21 protein-coding genes are annotated in these 19,070 nt (G+C 73.4%); 12 read left to right on the top strand and 9 right to left on the bottom strand.

From position 1 onward, the window contains the following. The first annotated feature begins 222 nt into the window (after positions 1 to 222). On the top strand, positions 223 to 1,032 hold the full coding sequence (locus tag ABZ459_RS39790) for an NAD(P)H-binding protein (protein WP_357982109.1): 810 nt from the start codon (positions 223 to 225) through the stop codon (positions 1,030 to 1,032). A 28-nt stretch (positions 1,033 to 1,060) separates the two neighbouring features. Here ABZ459_RS39790 and ABZ459_RS39785 read toward each other — a convergent pair whose 3' ends face one another. Beyond that, positions 1,061 to 1,837, bottom strand: a complete 777-nt coding sequence (locus tag ABZ459_RS39785; RefSeq protein ID WP_357982106.1) for a MerR family transcriptional regulator — start codon at positions 1,835 to 1,837, stop codon at positions 1,061 to 1,063. A gap of 241 nt (positions 1,838 to 2,078) precedes the next feature. On the opposite strand from ABZ459_RS39785, the gene ABZ459_RS39780 reads away from it, so the two are divergent. Both ABZ459_RS39780 and ABZ459_RS39775 read left to right on the top strand, forming a co-directional pair. Continuing rightward, on the top strand, positions 2,079 to 3,311 hold the full coding sequence (locus ABZ459_RS39780) for a serine hydrolase domain-containing protein (protein ID WP_357982103.1): 1,233 nt from the start codon (positions 2,079 to 2,081) through the stop codon (positions 3,309 to 3,311). Between the two features lie 64 nt (positions 3,312 to 3,375). Next, a complete protein-coding gene (locus ABZ459_RS39775; RefSeq protein WP_357982100.1) occupies positions 3,376 to 3,969 on the top strand; it encodes a TetR/AcrR family transcriptional regulator in 594 nt (197 codons plus the stop codon). Here ABZ459_RS39775 and ABZ459_RS39770 read toward each other — a convergent pair. Next, positions 3,950 to 4,735 carry an alpha/beta hydrolase gene (locus ABZ459_RS39770; protein ID WP_357982097.1) on the bottom strand — a complete coding sequence of 262 codons (786 nt, stop codon included), beginning with the start codon at positions 4,733 to 4,735 and terminating at the stop codon, positions 3,950 to 3,952. The two genes, ABZ459_RS39775 and ABZ459_RS39770, sit on opposite strands and share 20 nt — an antisense overlap. A gap of 157 nt (positions 4,736 to 4,892) precedes the next feature. Here ABZ459_RS39770 and ABZ459_RS39765 point away from each other — a divergent pair, with 157 nt between their 5' ends. The 3 genes from ABZ459_RS39765 to ABZ459_RS39755 all read left to right on the top strand — a co-directional run bounded on the left by ABZ459_RS39765 (position 4,893) and on the right by ABZ459_RS39755 (position 6,508). Then, positions 4,893 to 5,825 carry a prephenate dehydrogenase gene (locus ABZ459_RS39765; protein ID WP_357982095.1) on the top strand — a complete coding sequence of 311 codons (933 nt, stop codon included), beginning with the start codon at positions 4,893 to 4,895 and terminating at the stop codon, positions 5,823 to 5,825. Positions 5,826 to 5,948: 123 nt separating this feature from the next. Further along, positions 5,949 to 6,191, top strand: a complete 243-nt coding sequence (locus ABZ459_RS39760) for a phosphopantetheine-binding protein (protein ID WP_357982092.1) — start codon at positions 5,949 to 5,951, stop codon at positions 6,189 to 6,191. Between the two features lie 53 nt (positions 6,192 to 6,244). Beyond that, positions 6,245 to 6,508, top strand: a complete 264-nt coding sequence (locus tag ABZ459_RS39755; protein ID WP_357982089.1) for a phosphopantetheine-binding protein — start codon at positions 6,245 to 6,247, stop codon at positions 6,506 to 6,508. A gap of 83 nt (positions 6,509 to 6,591) precedes the next feature. Here the strand turns inward: ABZ459_RS39755 and ABZ459_RS39750 are convergent, their stop codons facing one another. Continuing rightward, positions 6,592 to 7,410 (bottom strand): S-methyl-5'-thioadenosine phosphorylase, encoded by an 819-nt coding sequence (locus tag ABZ459_RS39750; RefSeq protein ID WP_357982086.1) that lies wholly within the window; start codon positions 7,408 to 7,410, stop codon positions 6,592 to 6,594. Positions 7,411 to 7,814: 404 nt separating this feature from the next. Between ABZ459_RS39750 and metK the strand changes: the two genes are divergently transcribed. The 4 genes from metK (at position 7,815) to ABZ459_RS39730 (ending at position 11,042) form a co-directional block, all read left to right on the top strand. Beyond that, positions 7,815 to 9,002 carry a methionine adenosyltransferase gene (gene metK / locus ABZ459_RS39745; protein WP_357982083.1) on the top strand — a complete coding sequence of 396 codons (1,188 nt, stop codon included), beginning with the start codon at positions 7,815 to 7,817 and terminating at the stop codon, positions 9,000 to 9,002. A gap of 150 nt (positions 9,003 to 9,152) precedes the next feature. Then, positions 9,153 to 9,800 (top strand): isochorismatase family protein, encoded by a 648-nt coding sequence (locus tag ABZ459_RS39740; protein WP_352354837.1) that lies wholly within the window; start codon positions 9,153 to 9,155, stop codon positions 9,798 to 9,800. 145 nt (positions 9,801 to 9,945) lie between these two features. Further along, complete coding sequence (locus ABZ459_RS39735) at positions 9,946 to 10,503, top strand: hypothetical protein (protein WP_357982080.1); 558 nt, start codon at positions 9,946 to 9,948, stop codon at positions 10,501 to 10,503. Further along, entirely contained in the window at positions 10,503 to 11,042 is a 540-nt protein-coding gene (locus tag ABZ459_RS39730; protein WP_357982077.1) for a hypothetical protein, read from the top strand. The genes ABZ459_RS39735 and ABZ459_RS39730 overlap by 1 nt, the downstream gene beginning before the upstream one ends. Here ABZ459_RS39730 and ABZ459_RS39725 read toward each other — a convergent pair. Genes ABZ459_RS39725 through ABZ459_RS39715 form a run of 3 tightly spaced genes read right to left on the bottom strand, consistent with a single transcriptional unit; the run spans position 10,986 to position 12,831 of the window. Further along, a complete protein-coding gene (locus ABZ459_RS39725) occupies positions 10,986 to 11,711 on the bottom strand; it encodes an alpha/beta hydrolase (protein ID WP_357982074.1) in 726 nt (241 codons plus the stop codon). The genes ABZ459_RS39730 and ABZ459_RS39725 overlap by 57 nt on opposite strands. A 17-nt stretch (positions 11,712 to 11,728) precedes the next feature. Then, a complete protein-coding gene (locus tag ABZ459_RS39720) occupies positions 11,729 to 12,499 on the bottom strand; it encodes a 4'-phosphopantetheinyl transferase superfamily protein (RefSeq protein ID WP_352354829.1) in 771 nt (256 codons plus the stop codon). Next, on the bottom strand, positions 12,496 to 12,831 hold the full coding sequence (locus ABZ459_RS39715) for a hypothetical protein (protein ID WP_357982071.1): 336 nt from the start codon (positions 12,829 to 12,831) through the stop codon (positions 12,496 to 12,498). Before ABZ459_RS39715 ends, ABZ459_RS39720 begins: the two co-directional genes overlap by 4 nt. Positions 12,832 to 13,200: 369 nt before the next feature. Between ABZ459_RS39715 and ABZ459_RS39710 the strand changes: the two genes are divergently transcribed. Continuing rightward, the gene (locus ABZ459_RS39710; protein WP_357982067.1) at positions 13,201 to 14,640 is read left to right on the top strand and encodes an MFS transporter; all 1,440 of its coding nucleotides are present in this window, start codon (positions 13,201 to 13,203) and stop codon (positions 14,638 to 14,640) included. Positions 14,641 to 14,649: 9 nt separating this feature from the next. On the opposite strand, the gene ABZ459_RS39705 is transcribed toward ABZ459_RS39710, so the two are convergent. Next, positions 14,650 to 16,236 carry an acyl-CoA carboxylase subunit beta gene (locus tag ABZ459_RS39705; RefSeq protein WP_357982065.1) on the bottom strand — a complete coding sequence of 529 codons (1,587 nt, stop codon included), beginning with the start codon at positions 16,234 to 16,236 and terminating at the stop codon, positions 14,650 to 14,652. A 274-nt stretch (positions 16,237 to 16,510) separates the two neighbouring features. Here ABZ459_RS39705 and ABZ459_RS39700 point away from each other — a divergent pair, with 274 nt between their 5' ends. Then, positions 16,511 to 16,681: a hypothetical protein gene (locus ABZ459_RS39700; protein ID WP_352354823.1), complete on the top strand. Its 171-nt coding sequence runs from the start codon at positions 16,511 to 16,513 to the stop codon at positions 16,679 to 16,681. 145 nt (positions 16,682 to 16,826) lie between these two features. On the opposite strand, the gene ABZ459_RS39695 is transcribed toward ABZ459_RS39700, so the two are convergent. Both ABZ459_RS39695 and ABZ459_RS39690 read right to left on the bottom strand, forming a co-directional pair. Beyond that, a complete protein-coding gene (locus ABZ459_RS39695; RefSeq protein WP_357982062.1) occupies positions 16,827 to 17,813 on the bottom strand; it encodes a helix-turn-helix transcriptional regulator in 987 nt (328 codons plus the stop codon). A gap of 96 nt (positions 17,814 to 17,909) precedes the next feature. Further along, on the bottom strand, positions 17,910 to 19,010 hold the full coding sequence (locus ABZ459_RS39690) for a hypothetical protein (protein ID WP_357982059.1): 1,101 nt from the start codon (positions 19,008 to 19,010) through the stop codon (positions 17,910 to 17,912). Positions 19,011 to 19,070 lie beyond the last annotated feature (60 nt).

Raw genomic sequence — 19,070 nt, 5'->3', positions numbered from 1 at the left:
CACCTGGCCCGCATGGAACTCCGCACCGCCCTCGACGTCTGGCTCCAGCGCATCCCCACCTTCACCCTCGCCGACCCCGACGCCGTCACCTGGGCCGCCAGCCAGGTGCGGGGCCCCCGCACCCTGCCCCTGCGCATCGGCTGACCGTCCCCACCTAAGTGGACGACGGCCTTCCGCTTGGTGTAGAACGGGAAGCCGGCATTCCGTTCAGGGGGTTGCGTGATGATCGTGGTGACGGGCGCGACGGGCACGATCGGGCGCGCGCTGATCGAGGAGCTGGGCGGCGCGGCGCGGGCCGTGGTGCGGCGCGCGGAGCAGGGCGAGGAACTGGCTGCGGAGCTGGGCTGCGACTACGTGGTCGGCGACCTGGAGCGGCCGGAGAGCATCCCGGTCGAGCCGGGGGACAGGCTCTTTCTCAACAGCGCGTTGTGGCCGGGCTTCGCGCGCGCCCACCAGGCGGTCATCGATCACGCGGCGGCCGCGGGGGTCGCCCAGGTGGTGACCGTGTCCGTACGTGGGGTCACGCCGGGCAGCCTGCTCGGGTTCGGCCTGCACGGGCAGGTCGACGAGCACCTCAAGTCCTCCGGGGTGCCGTGGTCGATCCTGGCGCCCGTCGGTTTCATGCAGAATCTCGCGGGCGACGTCGACGAGGAGGGGCGGATCGTCGGCTCGTACGGCAGGGGCAGGGTGGGGTACATCGACGCGCGTGACATCGGGGCGGTCGCCGCCGTGCTGCTGAGGCGCCCCGTCGGGGCCGACGCGGTCCACGAGCTGACCGGCCCGGTGGCGCTCACCCATGACGAGATCGCCGCCGAGCTGACCCGGGCGCTCGGGCGGGACGTGCGTTACGTGGACCTGCCCGTCGAGGAGGCCGCCGTGCACCTGGCGGAACGCGGCATGCCCGCTGCCGCGGCCCGCGACCTGGCCACCCTCATGTCGCAGCTCGGGGACGGGCGCTGGGCGACCACGACCACGACGGTGACCGACCTCCTGGGCCGCCCGCCGCGCTCGCTGCGGGAGTTCCTGGGGTAGCGAAGGCACACGGCTCCCGCCGGGGCCGTCACTGGCGGAGGAGGTCGATGCCGGCCGCTCGCAGCTCCGCCTCGACCAGGGCGTTCAGCCGGGCGATGGACGGCTCCCGGCCCTCGCCGTGGTGGTTGACCAGCTCGTAGCGGGCGGCGGCGTCGGACCGGTTCCAGAACCCGGCCGGCATCGCCCGCGCCCCCGGGCCGGTCAGCAGCTTGGCGGCCAGGGCGGAGGCCAGTTCCTCGATGCGCGGGTCGTCCGGGTCCCAGGACCTCGCCTCCAGGGCGCGCATGGTCAGCTCGACATGCTCGGGGTCGTCCAGCGAGTGTTCGAGCCGGGTCAGGAAGCTGTCGAAGATCGCCGGCATCAGCGCCCTGGTCAGCACCATGGCCTCCCGCTGGGTGGAGACGTAGTCGGCGTCGAAGCCGGCGGCGGTCAGCCGGTCCAGGACGGCGCAGGCCCGGTCGGGCAGCAGGACCCGGTCGCCGTGGGCCAGGCGGTGCAGCGTGTCGCGGCGCGCGGTCAGATCCTCGATCCGCTCGGTCAGCCGGCGGCGGACGTCGTCCAGGGCGGCGGCGAACGGCTCGGGATCGGCGTCGAGCAGGTCGCCGATCTCGGCCAGCGGCACGCCGGCCGCGGCGAGGGTCCGGACCTGGACCAGCCGGACCAGGTCGGCCGACCGGTAACGCCGGTAGCCGGAGCCGTCGCGCTCGGGCTCGGCGACCAGGCCGAGCCGGTGGTAGTGCCGCACGGTCTTGACGGTGACGCCGACGAAGGCCGCCGTCTGACCGATCGTGAGCCCGTCCCTCATCGGCTCAGCACATCTGCGGACGGCAGGCGGACGCGCGCCGGTCGCCGTCCGGGGCCGGGTTGCGGGCATTCACAGGGCCGAGGGTAGCGCGCGCGGCCTTGAACGCGGGCGCCGGAGGTTGACCTTGACCTTGGGTCAGGGTCCAGGCTCGTCGTACGGCCACCTCGAAGGAGCCGGTGGCCTCGTCCGCCACACCTTCGAGCCGTGCCGGACGACGACCACCACCACGGAAAGAGGGACCATGACGGTTGCGAACGACAGCGGCTTCTCCGAAGCAGGGCTGCGCCGGCTGCGCGAGGTGCTGGCCCGGCACGTGGCGTCCAAGCGGATCCCCGGGCTGGTCGCCCTGGTCGGCCGGGGCGAGGAGACGCACGTCGAGGCGCTCGGGACCATGCGCCATGAGGGCGGCGCGCCGATGAGCCGGGACACGATCTTCCGGATGGCGTCCACGTCCAAGCCGGTCACGATGGCGGCGGCGATGGTCCTGCTGGACGAGTGCCGGCTGCGGCTGGACGACCCGGTCGATCCGTGGCTGCCCGAACTGGCCGACCGGCGGGTGCTGCGGCGTCCCGACGGCCCGCTGGACGACACCGTGCCGGCGCGCCGGCCGATCACCGTGCGGGACCTGCTGACCTCCACGTTCGGGCTCGGCATGGACTTCACGCTGCTGGACTCCCCGATCCGGGCCGCCACCTTCGAGCGGACCGACTACAGCATCGCGTCCGGGCCGGCGCCCGACCCGGACGAGTGGATGCGCCGCCTCGGCGAGCTGCCGCTGTCGTACCAGCCGGGGGAGCGGTGGCAGTACGACCTCAGCAACGAGGTGGTCGGCGTGCTCGTCGCCAGGGTCGCGGGCCGGTCCCTGGAGGCGTTCCTGCGCGAACGCGTCCTCGACCCGCTGGGGATGAAGGACACCGCCTTCCACGTACCCGCCGCGAAGATCGACCGGCTGCCGCCCCTGTACGGGCCCGACCCGGCGACCGGGGAGTTCCTGGTGTGGGACGAGGCGGAGGGCGGCAGAACATCGCGGCCCCCGGCCTTCCAGGGAGCCGGCGGCGGGCTGGTCTCCACCGTGGACGACTACCACGCCTACTTCCGGATGCTGCTGAACCACGGCGTGCACGACGGCGAACGGATCCTGTCCAGGCCCGCGGTCGAGCTGATGACCACCAACCGCCTCACCCCGGCGCAGCAGGCCGCCCGGGACGCCATGTACGGGAACATCGTCCACGTGTCGGCCGGCCAGGGGCTCCAGGGCGGCTGGGGCTTCGGGATGGCGGTGCGCACCCACCGCGGCGACTACGCCTCCCCCGGCCAGTTCGGCTGGGACGGCGGGACCGGCACCACCGCCTACGCCGACCCGGCCAGGCGGCTCACCGGGATCCTGCTCACCCAGGTCGGGATGTCCACCCCGGATTCGATGCGGCTCATCAACGACTTCTGGACCACGCTCTACCAGGCCCTCGACGACTGACCGGCTCGAGCGGGGGGTGCCGTCGATGGTCACGTCCCGGGTGGACGGGCTGTTTAATGCTGCCATGGGCCGAATCGCCGGCGTCACCGCCGCCGAGACTCGTCAACGGTTGTTGCGCGCCGCCGCGGAGGCGTTCGCCGAACGCGGGTACGACGGCACCCGCGTCGCCGACATCGCCGCCGCCGCCGGGGTGAGCAACGGCGCGCTGTACGCGCACTTCGGCTCCAAGGCCGAGCTGCTGGTGGCGGCGCTGCTCGCGCACGGGCGGCGAGGGCTGGCCGACCTGTTCGCCGCCGACCCCGACCGGTCCGTCCCCGACCTGCTGCTGGAGATCGGACGCTGGCTGCCGCAGCGGCGCGACGCCCGCGGCTACCTCATCGTCGAGGCCCTCGTCGCCGCCCGCCGGGACGAGGACGTCGCCCGGCCCATGCGCGACTACGTCGGCGAGCGGGCCGGGTCGATGGCCGCGCTGGGCCGCCTCGCCCAGGACCGGGGCGAGCTCGACCCGGCGCTGTCGCCCGCCGCGCTGGCCCACTTCTGCCTGCTGCTGTCCATGGGCAGCGCCCTGGTCACGCCCGACCTGCACGCCGTCGACGACGAGGAGTGGGCCGCCCTGCTCGCCCGCGTCGTCGGCGCGCTCACGCCCGGACCGTCCTGACCGCGCTCCGCCCCGCCGCGGCCTCCATGGCCGCGGTGATCAGGGGCCAGGTGCCCGACAGGGGGTCGATCAGGCTGAAGTGGCCGGCGTCCGAGGGCTCGATCAGCATCGCCGACGGCTCGGCCGCCGCCGTCCGGCGGCTCATCGACACCGGCAGCACGCGGTCCTTGACCCCGTGCACCAGCACCAGCGGACCCCGGTCGTAGGGCAGCAGGCGCGCCGGGTCCACCTCGTCCAGCAGGTCGGCGCGGTCGTGGAGCAGGGCGCGGGCCGCGCCGCCGCCGAGCCCCGCCGTGTACGCCTCGCCCAGGTCGCAGACGGCGGCCAGCCCCACCACGCCGCGGACCGCCGGCTCGGCGTGCCAGCGGGAGCCGGGCGGCAGGCGGTGCCGCAGCGCCGACCAGAGCGCGAGGTGACCGCCCGCCGAATGGCCCACCAGCAGCACCCCGGACGGGCACTGCGCCCCTACGAGGTCGAGCGCGGCGGCCACGTCGTCGAACGTGCCCGGGTGGCCGCCGCCCTCCTGGCCCACCCGGCGGTACTCGGGCAGCCAGACCTGGTGGCCGAGCGCGGCCAGGGCGACGGCCATGGGACGGGCGTGCCTGCGGTCGTACTCGGCCATCCAGTAGCCGCCGTGCAGCAGGACGAGGGGCGGGCGGCCGGTCCCCTCGTAGAGGTCGATCACCTGGTCGGGGTGGCGGTCGCCGTAGCGGAGCACGCGGTCGGGCGGGCGTACCGGTCGGGACAGCAGGTCTTGGTAGGACATGTCGTGATCGTAGGAGCGTGTCCGGGGGCTTGACCTGGGGTTGCGCTGGCAGGAACGTGCCGCGGGGCGGCAGCAAGAAGACGGGCCGCGTACCGCCGCCGGGCGCCTCGCGCCGCGACCATGGGGAAGTGACGTCCGAGGGAAGCGAGGTTCGGCCATGTCCCCAATCCGCCGTGTCGTGGTGATCGGCTGTGGGTTGATCGGCACGTCCGTGGCGTGCGCGCTGCGGCGGGCGGGCGTCCGGGTCGAGCTGGCCGACCACGATCCGTGGGCGCTGGCGCAGGCCGCTCGGATTGGCGCGGGCACCGCGCTGCGGGCCGGGGCCGGCCCGGCCGACGTCGTCGTGATCGCCACGCCGCCCTCGTCGGTGGCCGCCGTGCTGCGGGAGGCGCAGGCCCGCGGGCTGGGGAGGGTCTACACGGACGTGGCCAGCGCCAAGACGCGGATCCTCGCCGAGGCGGAGCGCAGCGGTTGCGACCTGTCCTGCTACGTGCCCGGCCATCCGATGGCCGGGCGGGAGGTGTCGGGGCCCGGGGCCGCGCGGGCGGGCCTGTTCGAGGGCAGGACGTGGGCGTTGTGCCCCCATCCGGCCCTGTCGCCGCGCGCGCTGCGCACGGTGGCGGCGCTGGCGGCCGCGTGCGGGGCCGAGGTGCGACTGCTCGCGCCGGACGCCCACGACCGGGCCGCCGCGGCCGTGTCGCACCTGCCGCTCGTCCTGTCGGCCGCGCTCGCCGCCCGGTTCGCGACCGGCGACCAGGACGGGCCCGCCGAACCGGCCGCCGGCGGGAACGCGGACGGGAGCGCGGGTGAGGAGGCCGGCGGGCTGTCGCTGGCCGCCGGGGCGTTGCGGGACGTGACGCGGGTGGCCGGCAGCCCCGCCGGCATGTGGCGGGACATCCTGGCCCACAACGCCACCCCCGTGGCCGACCTGCTGGACGCGCTGACCCGCGACCTGAGCCGCGTCGCCGCCGCTTTGCGCGCCGCCGACGACGGCCCGGTGGCCGAGGTGCTGGCCAGGGGGAACGAGGGGCACGCGCGCATCGTCCGGGCGCTGTCGCGCACGCGGGAGGCGGAACGGGCGGCGTCCTGACCCCGCCGCGCGACTGACGGGCCCGCGCGGACGAACGGCTCCGAGTGCGCACGTGAGGACAAGCGCCCGCCGCCCCCGCGGCTTATGGTCCCCCCAAGGGAGCTTCACGGGAGGACGCGCGACGTGGACCCGGCGGACGTCGACAGGCACGTCACCGACATCTGGAACACCGTGCTCGGCGCCGGCCCGGACGAGGCCGGCGCCACCTTCGGCGAGCTCGGCGGCACGGCGCTCGCCGCGCTGCGGATGGCCGCCCGGATCGAGGACCGGCTCGGGGTGGCCGTCGAACCGGCCGTCCTGCTGTGCGACGGGACGCTCGACGCGCTGCTCGGCCAGGTCAGGGCCAGGGCATCCTCGAAGATGTAGCCGCCGCGGCGCCGTTGCGACAATCACCAGCAGACCTTGAGAAGGGACGGCCCATGACCGGCGGACGCAGCCTCGCCGAGCTTCGCGAGAAGGTCGGCGACATCTGGTACGAGGTGCTCGACGTGCCCAAGGGGCTGGAGGCGGCGACGTTCTCCGACCTCGAAGGGGAGTTCGCGGCCGCGGCGCGGCTGGTCGGGCGGATCAAGGAGGAGCTGGGCATCTCCATCGACGTCGGCGACGTCTTCGACGCGGACCCGAACCTGGAGGCGCTGGTCGAACGCGTCGCCCTGGACGCGCACGTGCCGATGGCGGTGTAGACCCCGCGCTCACACCCGGGTTCCCGCGGGGACCCGGGTTTCCGTGTGCTCGACGAACCGCAACTCGACGAACCGCAAGCGGTTCAGGCGGGAAGGTGGTCCGCGTCGGCGGGCAGGGCGGCGTCCTCCAGGGCCCGCGCGCAGCCGCACGTACGGGTGCGCGGCAGCCGGGCCACGGTCGCCAGCACCAGCGCCCGCAGCCGGTCCAGCCCCTCGTGGAAGATCGTGAAGAGCTCGTCGCGCCGCGCGCCGGAGCCCACGCCGAGCCCGGCGTCCAGGTCCGTCACCAGCGCGACCGGCACGTAACACAGGGCCAGTTCGCGGGCGAGCGCCGCCTCCGGGCAGGCCGTCATGTCGAGCAGCGACCATCCCTGCGCGGCGTACCACTGGGCCTCGGCCCGGCTGGACAGGCGCGGGCCGTCGACCACCACCGTCGTCCCGCCGTCCACGCAGTCCTGGCCGGTCGCCGCCGCGGCGTCGAGCACCGTCTCGCGGCCCACCGGGCAGTACGGGTCCGCGAACGGCACGTGCACCGCCGCGTCGTCGAAGTAGGTCCGGACCCGTCCGCAGGTCCGGTCCACGAGCTGGTCGGGCACCACCATCACGCCCGGCCCCAGCTCGGGCCGGAGCGAGCCGACCGCGCACGGCGCGAGGATCTGGCGCACGCCCACCGAGTGCAGCGCCCACAGATTGGCCCGGTAGTTGATCCGGTGCGGCGGCCGGCGGTGGTCGCGACCGTGCCGGGGCAGGAAGGCGACCGTGCGGCCGCGCACCCGGGCCAGCGAGAGCGGCGCCGACGGCTCGCCGTACGGGGTGGTGAGCGCGACCTCCCGGGCCCCGTCGGCGACCGAGGAGAACCCGCTCCCGCCGATGATCCCGATCTCCGCGCCGATTCCGTTCATGATCAGCCTTTCGTCGCCGGTGCGGCCGGGACCCGGCGTAGGTGATCCGCCCGGCGGAAGGAGCCGTCCGGGCATCAGGAGCATCGTGGCCTCCCGGCGCGTCCGGGGCATCTCCTGGATTGCCCGACCGGTGCCGACGCCGCACAGGGAAAGAACCCGCCGCGCCCGGCCGTGGTTATTCTCGAAAACGAACCTTCGTCGCGCAGGTCATCGGAGAAGAATGCTCGACGCGAAATCTTGGATGATCTGTGTCCGGGAAATTCGAGTTTCCCGCCACCGAGATGTGGAGCCATTCCATGCCCAAAGTGATTCGCGTGCAGAGGCCGAAGAAACCGCGTACCCCCGTGACCGCACTCGACCTGCGCACGCCCGCCGGGCGCCGGCTGCCCTACTAGGAGGCGTCGGTGTCACGTCGTTTGTTCACCTCCGAATCGGTCACCGAAGGCCACCCCGACAAGATCGCCGACAGGATCAGCGACGGCATCCTGGACGCCCTGCTGGCGAAGGACCCCGGCAGCCGGGTCGCGGTCGAGACGCTGATCACCACGGGCATGGTGCACGTCGCGGGCGAGGTCACCACGCAGACGTACGTGGACATCCCCGGCCTGGTCAGGGAGACGATCCTGAAGATCGGCTACGACGCCTCCCAGAAGGGCTTCGACGGCGCCTCCTGCGGCGTGTCGGTGTCGATCGGCACCCAGTCGCCCGACATCGCCCGCGGCGTGGACGACGCCTACGAGCACCGCGGCGCGGACGCCGCCGACGAACTGGACCGGCAGGGCGCCGGCGACCAGGGCCTGATGTTCGGCTACGCGTGCGAGGAGACGCCCGAGCTGATGCCGCTGCCGATCATGCTGGCCCACCGGCTGGCCCGGCGGCTGGCCGAGGTCCGCAGGTCCGGGACGGTGCCCTACCTGCGGCCGGACGGCAAGACGCAGGTCACCGTCGAGTACGAGGGCGACCGGCCGGTCCGCCTGGACACCGTCGTGCTGTCCACCCAGCACGCCGCGCACGTCGACCTCGCCGACATGCTGACCCCCGACGTCACGCGTGAGGTCGTCGAGCCGGTGCTGGCCGAGGCGGGGATCGACACCACCGGCCACCGGCTGCTGGTCAACCCGACGGGCCGGTTCGAGGTCGGCGGCCCGATGGGCGACGCGGGCCTGACCGGACGCAAGATCATCATCGACACGTACGGCGGCATGGCCCGGCACGGCGGCGGCGCCTTCTCCGGCAAGGACCCCTCCAAGGTGGACCGGTCAGGCGCCTACGCCATGCGCTGGGTGGCCAAGAACGTGGTGGCCGCGGGGCTGGCCGGGCGGTGCGAGGTGCAGGTGGCGTACGCGATCGGCAAGGCGCGGCCGGTGGGCCTGTTCGTGGAGTGCTTCGGCACCGAACGGGTTCCTCAGCGGCGCATCCACGACGCCGTGCGCGAGGTGTTCGACCTGCGGCCGGCCGCGATCATCCGGGACCTGGACCTGCTGCGTCCCATTTACGCGGGCACCTCCGCCTACGGCCATTTCGGCCGCGACGAGTTCACCTGGGAGCGGGTGAACCGGACGGAGGAACTGCGGGCGGTGGCCGGGGTGTGACCGTGGCCCCGGTGAACTCCGAGGAAAAGAAAATGGCTGGAAACGGCGGCGGGAAGTCAGCTTCCTGCCGCCGTTCCGCATTTCACCGGACGCCGTGGCGGCACATCATGGAAACAGCCTCAAACAGCTGCGAGAAATTCGGAGGTCGCCGTGCCGGTCGTTTCAGAGATCGAGCCCTACCCGATGCCGGACGCCGCCGAGCTGCCGCCCGCCGCGGTCACCTGGACGCCCGACCCGCGCCGGGCCGTCCTGCTGCTGGTCGACCTGCAGCACGCCTGCCTCGACCTCTTCCCGCCCGGCGAGGCGCCGCTCACCGACCTGGTGCGCAACGTGACGGCGCTGCGCGAGCTGTGCGCGCGCCTCGGCGTGCCCGTCGCCTACGCGGCCCAGCCGGGCCTGCTGACCGGCGAGCAGCAGGGGCTGGCCAAGGACTTCTGGCGGCGCAGCGACCGGCTGGAGCCCGCCCGGCGCGGCTTCCCCGAGCCGATGGCCCCGGGACCGGGCGACTGGATCTTCACCCGGCGGCGCTACAGCGCCTTCCACGAGACCACCCTGCTGTGGTGGCTGCGCGAGTCGGGACGCGACCAGCTCCTCATCGCCGGCGTCTACGCCCACATCGGCGTCCTGACCACCGCGCTCGACGCCTTCACCCACGACATCCAGCCGTACGTGGTGGCCGACGCCGTCGCCGACCTCACCGCCGCCGACCACCGGCAGGCGCTCGGCTACGTCGCCGGCCGCTGCGGGGTCACCCTGACGACCAAGCAACTGCTCGCCGGACTGCCGCGCAATTTGTGAGTTGTCAGGCCCGGAATCGCAGCGGACACTGAACTCGCGATCTCCCGGAGCAGGCGCAACCGAAGGGGACCGAAGACCAATCGCCGGCGACCTCGCCGTGCCGGGACGACGCGTGACCGACGATCCCGGAAGCCGAGGTTCCCGCATGGCCACCCACACGGTGTCGACGTCCGGCGGCCTGTTGAGCGCGCTCAACACCCGCTACCACAAGCCCGCCCTCACCCTCTACCTCCTCGTCGTGCTCGCCCACTGGGCCGAGCACGTCGCCCAGGCCGTCCAGGTCTACGTGCTGGGCTGGCCGCTGAAGGAGGCGCGCGGCGTCCTCGGCATGCCCTTCCCGTGGCTCGTCAGCTCCGAGTGGATGCACTACGGCTACGCGCTGCTGATGCTCATCGGCCTGCTCATGCTGCGCTCCGGCTTCACCGGCAGGTCCCGTACGTGGTGGAACATCTCCCTGGGCATCCAGGTCTGGCACCACCTGGAGCACCTGCTGCTGCTCCTGCAGGCGCTCACCGGGAACAACCTGGCGGGCCGTCCGGTGCCGACGAGCATCATCCAGCTCCTCGTCCCGCGCATGGAGCTGCACCTGTTCTACAACGGGCTGGTCTTCGTGCCCATGGTGGTGGCCATGCTCCTGCACCGCAGCCCTCGTCCGTCCGAGCGGGCGGCCATGCGCTGCGCCTGCGCGGTGTCGCCCGCGTGATGGCGGGCTCCGGGCGCCGCGGGGTCTCCCCGGCCTTCTCCTTCGCGCTCAGCCTGGTGGCGGGCTTCCTGCTGTTCCTGACCGTGCCGAACCTCGGCACGGTCGTCCGCGCCGCCCGCGCCGACGGCGTGCCCGGGGTGTTCGTGCCGCGCACGCTGGCGTGCATCACGCATCCGGGGCACGAGTCCTGCGTCTGGACGGGCGACTTCCGCTCCGACGACGGCACCACCGGCCGGACGGGCATCGAGATGTACGGCAGCGACCGCTACACCCACCGGGCCGGGCAGCCGGTCCGCGCGGTGGACATCGGCTCCGGCGGCCGCGTCTACGGGCCGGGCGGGTCGAACGAGTGGGTCTTCAGCGCCCTGCTCCTGGCCGTGGCGCTGGGCCTGCTGTGGTTCCTGCACGCCGGTTCGCTGCGGCGGCTGCTTCCCGCGTCCTCGCGGCCCGGGCTAGCACCGGGCCCGGAGGTCGCCGGCCACTCAGTGGCGGCCGGCGACGGCGTCGGACAGCAGAGCGCTGAGCGGGCCGGGCGCTGAGACCATCGGCCAGCAGCCGGTGTCCAGGGTGTGGAAGTCCCAGGACGGCGCCGCGCGCAGCGCGGACACGTCGGGCGACAGGCTGCCCTGGAAGTGGTCCAGGTCGCACACCACGTAGCTGGCCCGCTGCCGCTCCAGCGGCGTGCTGAGCACGGCGGCCTCGGCCACGGCGCGGCCGGGGTGGCCGACGAACCGGGCGGCCAGCCAGCGCGCCTGCGCCGCCGTGAGGCCCTGTCCCTCGGCCACCAGGGTGTGGTCGGGGGCGGGCCAGCGGCCCCCGCCCGTCTCGATCAGGCGCAGCTCCTGCTCCCGCTGCCGGTCGGGGAAGGCGTGCAGCATCGAACGGCCGTCGTGCGGCAGGAACGCCTCGACGTAGACGGTGTGGGCGACGCGGCCCGGCGCCCGGTCGGCGACCTGACCGGCCACCAGCCCCGAGTAGCTGTGCCCGACGAGCACGACGTCGCGCAGCCCCTCGTTCTTCAGCAGGGTCAGCACCTCGTCCACGTGCGTCTGCAGGCCGACGCCGGCGACGTCGTCGCGCGGCCCGGACAGGCCGCGCAGGGTGACGGCGCGGGCGTCGTGCCCGAGCAGGCGCAGCCGCCGGACGACGGGCTCCCAGATCCACGCGCCCGACCAGGAGCCCGGCAGGAGGAGGAAGGTCCTTCGCATCTGGATCGTCCTCCTCGTCACGCGACGCCGGCCAGCGGCCCCGGCAGGGGGCCCCGTGCGAAGTCTGCCCGCGCGGCGGGCAGGTGGAACTCCACCGCCTCGACCGGACGGCCGGTGATCACCGCGACCGCGGCGACGTAGCCGCGGCCCGGCGACAGGACGCGGAACCGCAGGCTCTCCGGCGGGATGTCCAGCGGCCAGCTCAGCAGGGCCGGGTCGTCGGCCGGCCCGCTGACCGCCACCTCCGTCGGAGGCACCCGCAGGCCGTGCCCGGTGGCCTTGAGCGCCGCCTCCTTGCGCACCCAGACCTTCGCGAACGCCTCGTACCTGTCCTCCTGGGGGAACGCCTCCAGGACGGCCAGCTCGGCCTCGGTGAGCGCGCAGCGGGCCAGGTCGTCCACCGGGTCGGCGGGCACGGCCTCCACGTCCACCCCGAGGGGGCCCTCGGTCGTCACGGCCACCGCGACCCGGTCCTCGGAGTGCGAGACCGACACGTGCAGCGGGAAGCCGGGCGCCCGGACCTGCGGCTTGCCGTGGTACCGGGTGCAGTCGGGGCACGACCGGTCCACCACGACGTCCTCTGGACGCACACCCAGCTGCACGGCGCTCGCGGTGCGCAGCAGCCACGAGCCGGTCAGGAAGCGCCTGCGGTCGGGCTCGCGGCGGAACCGCGCGGCCCGTTCGAGCTCGGGCTCGCTGAGCACCGACAGCAGGGTCCCCTCCGGATGGTCCCGCGGACCGGCCCACCAGACCTGGCACTCTCCGGGCGCCACCACAGATGCGATCACTGGTCTTCCTCCCTTGCGGCTGTGCTGCTGTGGGACAGGACGCGGCAGGCCACCAGCTCCCACCGGTCCACCTCGGGGTTGGCGAGGGTCTGCGTCACCTCGGCGCGCACCTGCGCGCTGGTCAGGGGCTCGTCCACGCGCATCCGGATGACGATGTCCCCGCCGGCCTGGGTGAGGTCCTTGTGCCAGTGGCCCGGCAGGAGCGCCATGATGCGGATCCCGTCGATCGGGGAGCCGAGGATCGGCATCCCGCGCACCTGGCGCATCGTCACCTGGATCAGCATGGCTTCCTCGTCGCCGTGCGGCGTGAAGGGGCGAACATGGGGTCTCATCTCCATCTCGTCTGCCGGAGGTCTGTCTCTCGTACCTCCACTGTGGGATCCGGGAAGGGCGCGATCCAGGGATGGGGACGTCAGGAAGCTGCAGGCCGCCGCCGCATGTTGTCACCGGCCCGCTCCTGGTCCTAGGTCCAAGGTCCCGGGGCACGCTGACCGGACGGCCGATCCCGCGGACCGCGGCGGGCGGCATAGTCGTCCCGGAGACGGCGCGGAACACCTGGGGAGGGGCGATGACCGGACCGGACGGCCCGAGCCCGGGCGCCGCCCACCCCAGTGCCCTCAGGGGGTGTGCCAACAAGTGTCCGCCGGTTCCGGTGCAGCCATGACAGGCCACCGAACCCCGTACGGACGAAAGGCACATCCATGTCCATCACCCGCTCCCCGGCCCGCATCCGGCGGCCGGGGTGGAGCCTCGCGCTGCTCGCGCTGGGGCATCTGATCATCAGTCTCGACTTCACCATCATCTACGTGGCCCTGCCGGACATCGCCTCCGATGTCGGCTTCACGGCGCACACCCTGCAATGGGTGGTCACCGCGTACGCCGTCCTCTACGGAGGTTTCCTGCTGCTCGGCGGGCGCCTGTCCGACCTGGCCGGACGCCGGCGGATGTTCGTGCTCGGCATGGCGCTGTACGGCGTGGCCTCCGTGCTGGGCGGCCTGGCCACGGCGCCGGGGGTGCTGCTCGCCGCGCGCGGCCTGCAGGGCCTGGCCGGCGCGGTGTTGTTCCCCGCGGTGCTGGCCCTGGTCAACACCGCCTTCGCCGAGGGCAGGGAGCGCAACCGCGCGCTGACGGTCTGGGCCATGGCGGGCGCCGGCGGGCTCACGGCGGGCGCGCTGGCCGGCGGGGTGCTCACCCAGGCCCTGGGCTGGCAGGCCGTGTTCTACGTCAACGTCCCGCTGACCGCCGTGGGCGCCGTCGCGGCCTTCGCCCTGCTGCCTCCCGACGGCCGCGCCACCCGGGGCAGCGTGGACGTGCCCGGGACGCTGACCGGCACCGCCGGCATCACACTGCTGATCTTCGCGGTCGCGCACGGCTCGGAGGCCGGGTGGGCGCGGGCCGAGGTGGTCGCGGCGGCCGTGCTCGCGGCGGTCCTGGTGGCGGTGTTCCTGCGCGTCCAGGCCCGCGGACGGACGCCGCTGATGCCGCTGCGGCTGTTCCGCAACCGGGCGCTCAGCGGCGCGGTCGTGGTCATCCTCGTCTTCGGCCTGACGATGCAGGCCGTGCCGTACTTCCTGACCCTGTACCTCCAGGACGTCCTCGGCTTCAACGCCCTGGAGACCGGCCTGGCGTTCCTCGGCCCGACCCTGTCGATCACGGCCGGCAACTTCCTCAGCGAGCGGCTGGTCCACCGGCTCGGCACCCGCGGCACGCTGATCGCCGGCATCGTCGTCAACGCCGTGGGCGCCGTGCTGCTGGCCCCCGGCATGCAGGGGGACGGATCGCTCCTCACCGTCCTGCCCGGGGTCGTCGTCATCGGCCTGGGCATGGGCATCACGTACGAGGCCATGTGGATCGCGGCCGGCACCGGCGTCCCGGCGGACGAACAGGGCCTGGCCTCCGGGGTGGCCTCCACCGCGCTGCAGGTGGGCACCGCGGCGGGCCTGGCGGTCCTGGTGGCCGTCGCCAACCACGGCATCGAAGGGCTCGCGGGGCAGGCCCTGCGCGACGCCTCCGCCGAGGGGATGCGCGCGGCGGTCCATGTCCTGGGCGCCGTCATGCTGGCGGGCGTCCTGGCCGCGCTCGGGCTCCCCGGCCGGCGCGCCCGGACGGCCGCGGCCGTCCCCTGCGCCGACCAGGGCTGACGGGCGGCCCTACAAGGGAAGGTTGCCGTGTTTGCGCGGCGCCACGTGCTTGCGCTTGTCGCGCAGCATGGCCAGCCCGCGCGCCACCGCCGACCTCGTCTCCACCGGGTCGATCACGGCGTCGACCAGGCCGCGCTCGGCCGTGTACGCCGGATGGACCAGCTCGCGGGTGTACTGCTCCAGCAGCTCCGCCCGCCGGGCGGCGGGGTCGGCCGCGGCGGCCAGCTCCCTGCGGTGGATGATGTTGACCGCCCCCTCGGCGCCCATCACCGCGATCTCGTTGGTCGGCCAGGCCAACGACAGGTCGGTGCCGATCGAGCGGGAGTCCATCACGATGTACGCCCCGCCGTAGGCCTTCCTGACGATGACCTGGACGCGCGGTACGGTCGCCTCGCAGTAGGCGTACAGCAGCTTGGCGCCGTGCCGGATGACGCCCGAGTGCTCCTGCTCCTTGCCGGGCAGGAAGCCGGGCACGTCCACGAGCGTGACCAGGGGGATGGAGAAGGCGTCGCAGAACCTGACGAACCTGGCCGCCTTCTCCGCGGCCGACACGTCCAGCACGCCGGCCAGCACCGTCGGCTGGTTGCCCACCACGCCGATCACCTGGCCGTCGATCCGGGCCAGCGCGCAGATCACGTTGGGCGCCCAGCTCTGGTGCAGTTCGAGGAAGTCGCCGTCGTCCACCACCTCGGCGATGACCAGCCGCATGTCGTACGGCTTGTTCGGCTCCACCGGCACGATCTCGGCCAGCCGGGGCCGGGCGTCGCCGGCCGCGGCCCGCGCGGGCAGCGCCGGCGGGCGGCTCATGTTGTTGCTCGGCAGCATCGAGACCAGGTCGCGCACGGCGGCCAGGCAGCTCTCCTCGTCGTCGTGCACGAACGTGGCCAGCCCCGACCGGCTGGCGTGCACCTGCGCGCCGCCCAGCTCGGCGTGCGTGATGCGCTCGCCGGTGACCGCCTCGACCACGTCCGGGCCGGTCAGGTAGAGCTGGGCGGTGTCGCGCACCATGAACGTGAAGTCGGCCAGCGCCGTCGAGTACGCGGCCCCGCCCGCGCACGGGCCGAGCACGACGGCGATCTGCGGGATCACCCCCGACGCCTGCACGTTGCGCTGGAAGATGCCGCCGTAGCCGTTGAGCGACAGCACGCCCTCCTGGATGCGGGCCCCGCCGCTGTCGTTGAGCCCGATGAACGGCGACCCGCTGGACAGCGCCAGGTCCATCACCTTGTGGATCTTCTGCGCGTGCGCCTCGCCGAGCGAGCCGCCGAAGACGGTGAAGTCCTGCGCGTAGACGAAGACGCGGCGGCCGTCGATGGTTCCGGATCCGGCCACGACCCCGTCGGTGTGCGGCCGCTGGGCCTCCATGCCGAGCCCCTGGGCCCGGTGCCGCCGGAACATCTCGATCTCCAGGAACGAGCCCTCGTCCAGCAGCAGGTCGAGCCGTTCGCGCGCGGTGCGCTTGCCCAGTGCGTGCTGCCGCTCCACGGCCTGCGGGCGGCCGCGCGCGATGTCCTCGCGCGCGCCGGCGAGCTCCTCGCGCAGGCGGTCCATGGCCGACGGCGGGGCTTCCTGGAGGACCTCGGGGGAGATGGTCATCGTTTCCTCCTCGGACTCTTCCGGTACGTCCAGTTAAAGATCGATGGCCGTTCCATGTCACCTCCTGCAGTGCTTGACCGCGCCGGACGTGGCAGGAAGCGGAAACGCCCTGCAGCTTGCTGCCTCGCCGAAGCCTGGTTCGCGCCCCCGCCGCGGCGCAAAGTTGGAAGTGCAAGGAAGCAGCGACAAGGACCGCCGAGAAAGAGGCAGTGAAATGACGAACAGCATTGTTGCCAAGAGGATTTCCCAGTGGATTATCGCGATTGTCTCCGGGATGCTCGTCTGGGCCGTCGGCGCCACCGCCGCGCAGGCCGCCGCCGCTGCCGCCGACACGGTGGTGCTGCAGGCGGACGGCAACACCTGGCCCGCGCCGGCCGGCCCTGACGGCAACACCTGGCCGCTGCCCACCCCGCTGCCCTCCCCGCAGGGCAACACCTGGCCGTAAAAGCCCCGACACCGGAAAGGAATTGACCGTGAATTTCGCCGAGGAGGTTTGCTTATAGAAACAAGGGTCGAACACGAGAGAACCCCCGCGACCGGGTCGCGGGGGTTCGTCATGTCGTACGACAGGAAACGACGGAAGAAACGCGTCAGATCCAGTTCTCCTCCTTGGCGCGCAGCGCGGCCTGGAAGCGGTTGACCGCGCCGAGCCTGGCCATCAGGTCGGCGACGTAACGGCGGTAGGTGCGCACCGAGATGTCCAGCTCGCGGGCGGCGATCTCGTCCTTGTCGGCCGTGGCCATGACCGCCAGCACCCGCTGCTCCATCTTCGACAGCGTCGGCTCCTCGCCGGGCGGGTCGAGGTGGTCGGCCAGCGGCACGGCCGCCTTCCACAGGCCCTCGAAATAGATGACGAGCTGGGAGATCAGGCCCGGCTCGCGGACCAGCAGCGCGCCCGTGGAGTGCGCCTTGGGGTCGATCGGGACGACGGCCACGCTGCGGTCGTACATGAGCATGCGGTCCATCGGCTGGTCGGTGACGCGGATCTCGGCGCCCAGGTGCGCCAGCTCGCGCAGGTACGACACCATGCGCTGGTCCTCCAGCGCCTTGGGGTGGAAGATCTCGCGCAGGGCCAGGCCGCGCCGCAGAGAGCGCGTGTCGAGCGGCAGCGCCGACTCGATCATCACCTCGTTGAACGGGCCGCCCGGGTGCAGGCAGAGCGTCTCCTTGTAGGAGAAGAAGGCCAGGTCGTCCAGGCGCTGGCGGACCCGCGCGCCGCTCTCCACCCGCTCGATGTCCAGCACCGCGTTGGAACGGTCGCCCTCCCGCTTGTCCTCCAGGAAGCTGGAGATGGCGTCGCGGGCGCCGAACACCCGGCGGATCTCCGCGTTCAGCTCCTCCAGGCGCTGTTCGACCAGGCGCTCGATGGCGATCCGCGGCTCGGTCGCGGTGACCCGGTGGCGGTCGTTCAGGTCGAGCATGGCGAGCCGGTCGAGCGTCTCCACCGCCGACTCCACCGTCTCGGGATCGAGGTCCAGGGCCTCGGGCACCGAGCCGACGCTCTCGCCCCGATGGCGCAGGAAATAGCGGTAGACCGCCTCCGCTTCGGGGGTGACTCCAATGACGGACAGATCCACGCCCCACCTCCCGGGGGTTCGGCGGCCGGAGCTTGCAGTTCCATTATCGGAATCCAGACGGCCGGCGCTCCTCGCAGGTTGCGGTGTCCGCTGAGGTCAGGGCACGGGACACGGCAGCACGGTGGCCCCGGGCGCGGCCCGGTAGCACAGGGCCCCCGGGCACAGCACCTTGACGACCTCGCCGCCGGCCCGCACGGCGACCGGCTCGTGCCCGAACCGGCGCGCGGCGATCTCCGGCCAGCCGGACGGACGCAGCCCGCTCACCTCGTCCACCAGCCGAGGATCGGCGTCGACGGCCAGGCGCTCCAGATGGGCGGCGTAGTCGCCCTCCCGCTGCCACACGGCGAACCGGCGCAGGCAGTCGGGCAGCTCCAGCGTGCTCCACGGCTGCGCCCTGGCCGCCATCGCCCGCAGGAACGCCTCGCACACGGCCGACTTCACGGTACGGCCGGCCGCCGCGGCCAGCGTCGCGCCCTCGCCGCCGACGGTCACCAGGGCGACTCGGAGGTCGGGCACCGACAACACGAACGCCGACATCCGCAGCCCCAGCCCCGCGGCCGCGGCCGTCACGCCGGGCGGCAGCAGGCGGTCCAGCGCGCCGGAGACCCGCAGCAGCGGCTCGCGCGGCTCGGCCCACCAGCGCGCCACCACGTCGTGGGCGACCACCTCGGCGATCGCCTCCGGCACGCCGCTGTCCACCACGCCGCTCGTGGCCGGCTCGACCAGGCATTCGTGCCCACCCGTCCAGACGACCTCGACGGGCAGCCGGTAGCGCCGCCCGCTGAGCAGGCCGGTGCCGGGCACGTGCCGCCGCAGGCTCGCGGGCGGGTCGGCGAGGAAGTCCGACAGACGCAGCTCCGTCCCCGTCCACGCGGTCTGGGGGCCGTCGCCGGGCAGGCGGCGCAGGCGGCGCAGCGCGGCGAGCCGGGTCAGGGCGCGCGCCCTGCTCTGGGCCTCGTAGCCGGCGAACCCGGCGACGATGACGGCGAGCTCGTCCTGCGGGGATTCGGCGCAGGCCAGATGGACGGCGCCGCCGAGGCAGTCGGCCATCGGCGCGAACATCTCACCGGTCGTCCCAGCGGCCGTCTCACCGGCCATGTCACCGGCCATGTCACGGGCCATGTCACCGGCCATGTCACCGGGCGCCTCACCGGTCGTCTCCGTCACCGGCCACGAGCCCGCGGGCGTGGATGCCATCGCTTCTCCTCCGGAGCGCGACGGCCGTCGCGGCCGCCGCATCCCCAGTACACGCGCGGC

Source organism: Nonomuraea sp. NPDC005692 (genome assembly GCF_040631115.1).
Taxonomy (GTDB): Bacteria; Actinomycetota; Actinomycetes; order Streptosporangiales; family Streptosporangiaceae; genus Nonomuraea.
This window is presented reverse-complemented; position numbering and strand designations above follow the sequence as displayed.

Excerpts from the sequence above, each read along its gene's own strand:
- ABZ459_RS39710 (WP_357982067.1), top strand. The coding sequence starts at position 13,201 with ATGTCCATCACCCGCTCCCCGGCCCGCATCCGGCGGCCGGGGTGGAGC.
- ABZ459_RS39780 (WP_357982103.1), top strand. The coding sequence starts at position 2,079 with ATGACGGTTGCGAACGACAGCGGCTTCTCCGAAGCAGGGCTGCGCCGG.
- ABZ459_RS39690 (WP_357982059.1), bottom strand. The coding sequence starts at position 19,010 with ATGGCATCCACGCCCGCGGGCTCGTGGCCGGTGACGGAGACGACCGGT.
- ABZ459_RS39790 (WP_357982109.1), top strand. The coding sequence starts at position 223 with ATGATCGTGGTGACGGGCGCGACGGGCACGATCGGGCGCGCGCTGATC.
- ABZ459_RS39775 (WP_357982100.1), top strand. The coding sequence starts at position 3,376 with ATGGGCCGAATCGCCGGCGTCACCGCCGCCGAGACTCGTCAACGGTTG.
- ABZ459_RS39750 (WP_357982086.1), bottom strand. The coding sequence starts at position 7,410 with ATGAACGGAATCGGCGCGGAGATCGGGATCATCGGCGGGAGCGGGTTC.
- ABZ459_RS39725 (WP_357982074.1), bottom strand. The coding sequence starts at position 11,711 with ATGCGAAGGACCTTCCTCCTCCTGCCGGGCTCCTGGTCGGGCGCGTGG.
- ABZ459_RS39735 (WP_357982080.1), top strand. The coding sequence starts at position 9,946 with ATGGCCACCCACACGGTGTCGACGTCCGGCGGCCTGTTGAGCGCGCTC.
- ABZ459_RS39705 (WP_357982065.1), bottom strand. The coding sequence starts at position 16,236 with ATGACCATCTCCCCCGAGGTCCTCCAGGAAGCCCCGCCGTCGGCCATG.
- ABZ459_RS39755 (WP_357982089.1), top strand. The coding sequence starts at position 6,245 with ATGACCGGCGGACGCAGCCTCGCCGAGCTTCGCGAGAAGGTCGGCGAC.
- ABZ459_RS39730 (WP_357982077.1), top strand. The coding sequence starts at position 10,503 with ATGGCGGGCTCCGGGCGCCGCGGGGTCTCCCCGGCCTTCTCCTTCGCG.
- ABZ459_RS39700 (WP_352354823.1), top strand. The coding sequence starts at position 16,511 with ATGCTCGTCTGGGCCGTCGGCGCCACCGCCGCGCAGGCCGCCGCCGCT.
- ABZ459_RS39785 (WP_357982106.1), bottom strand. The coding sequence starts at position 1,837 with ATGAGGGACGGGCTCACGATCGGTCAGACGGCGGCCTTCGTCGGCGTC.
- ABZ459_RS39765 (WP_357982095.1), top strand. The coding sequence starts at position 4,893 with ATGTCCCCAATCCGCCGTGTCGTGGTGATCGGCTGTGGGTTGATCGGC.
- ABZ459_RS39770 (WP_357982097.1), bottom strand. The coding sequence starts at position 4,735 with ATGTCCTACCAAGACCTGCTGTCCCGACCGGTACGCCCGCCCGACCGC.
- ABZ459_RS39715 (WP_357982071.1), bottom strand. The coding sequence starts at position 12,831 with ATGAGACCCCATGTTCGCCCCTTCACGCCGCACGGCGACGAGGAAGCC.